Source organism: bacterium, from assembly GCA_040755795.1.
In the GTDB taxonomy this organism is placed as follows: Bacteria; UBA9089; CG2-30-40-21; order CG2-30-40-21; family SBAY01; genus JBFLXS01.
Genome location: JBFLXS010000666.1, coordinates 1 through 1460, shown reverse-complemented (window position 1 = coordinate 1460; position 1460 = coordinate 1). Strand labels below are relative to the sequence as shown.

Here is a 1460-nt window from a genome sequence, read left to right as displayed (position 1 = left end):
TATTAGAGACTGTTCCGAAAAAAAACTGGAAACCCCATTTTTTTAAAAGTCAAAAGTCATTTGAGTGTACAATTTTTTCATCATTCTTTTTGCTTTTGATTTTGTGTTAGTTTTCATATCAGCAAATAGAAGGAGGATCTGACAAGCGTCCGATAGGTGTCCAATAACTCTTGCTAATTTTAAGCTGTTGACAAAGAATCTGTTCAGATAAAGTTTGTTTTTATCGTTCTCAAAGCCTCTTTCAACCTGAGGTCGTATTGCCTGTAATAACCTTTGGGAGACCTTTGTATGAAGAGGAACAATTCCAAAGTGGTGTTCATCAGTTGAAGGGCTGACATAAGATTCTTGATAGCAGTTTCCATATAACCTGCAAGAGATGCAAGCAGGATTGTCAACAGGGGTGATATAACGATGCATTTCAGTTTCAGCGCTGTAGCCATCCCACAATAAGGGGATACCTTCTGGACATTCTGGGCGGCCATAATCCATGTATTCTTCTGGAGGAGACATATTTTCACGAACCCTTGTTAAGACAGCAGTGGAGAATTGTTTTCTCAACTCCATTTTCTGCTCGCTGCTGATATAGCCCATGTCTCCAACAACTATATCGATATGAAGGGACAATTCATTCTGGTTTTTTTGAATCATTGGGCTTAGGAGCTTCCCTTCATAGACATTGGCCGGTTCAATAAAACTGATAAGAGGTATCATAAGGTTTTTGTCTTTAATCTTTAGCCAGAGGCGTAAGGTATGCTTTTTATATCCAACAAAGTAAGGACTTTGGCCGCTCTTTTTAGTCCTTTTACCTTTAGCCGCTCCTTGAGCGGTATACTCCCTGGGACATTCGCACGCTCCAGTGCATTTGCATTTTTTTTAGCAAAGCCATTGCAACTTGCTGGCATATCCGTTGCGTCTGGAACAGCAACCTTGATAACGGGCAGTTTGACCGTATTTAAAAAGGTTAATGTGATTAGTTGAGTGATCTCTTCAAACCCAGAAGGTTTTAGGTAGTCTCTAAACTCAGATAGAATACGTTTTATCGGGGTCGACCTCTTGTTTTTAAAATAACAAAAATCCCGAAAAGACCTTCTGGATTTCATCTCGGCACACACTTTATTGAATGAAGTAACTCCTTTGATCATAGTTAATATATGTACCCTGTAAAGTTGACTCGTTTTAAATTCTCTTAACCGTCCCTGAGTGTTATAATTCCTAAATGGGAAAAGGAAATCTATCTCATCGTCAGGTATATGAGAGGAAATCTTTTCTAAAATAGGGTCAACATCGAGTCGTTGTTTTTTGTCCTTATTCATAATATTCCACTCCTTTCGGAGCAGAATATTAGCAGGTATTTAAGGTTAAAGCACTTATATTTGGCCTGTTATTAGCCCGATCAAAAAATGGTATACTTTCCATTATATATCAATTAGTTACAAGTTTTTTCGGAACAGTCTCTAATA

The 1460-nt window shown here is 38.1% G+C and carries 2 protein-coding genes; both read right to left on the bottom strand.

Annotated elements, in window-relative coordinates:
• Nucleotides 1-42: 42 nt before the first annotated feature.
• Nucleotides 43-648, bottom strand: a complete 606-nt coding sequence (locus AB1414_20750) for a hypothetical protein (GenBank protein ID MEW6609840.1) — start codon at nt 646-648, stop codon at nt 43-45.
• An 83-nt stretch (nt 649-731) separates the two neighbouring features.
• Nucleotides 732-1313: a transposase gene (locus AB1414_20745; protein MEW6609839.1), complete on the bottom strand. Its 582-nt coding sequence runs from the start codon at nt 1311-1313 to the stop codon at nt 732-734.
• Nucleotides 1314-1460: the final 147 nt, after the last annotated feature.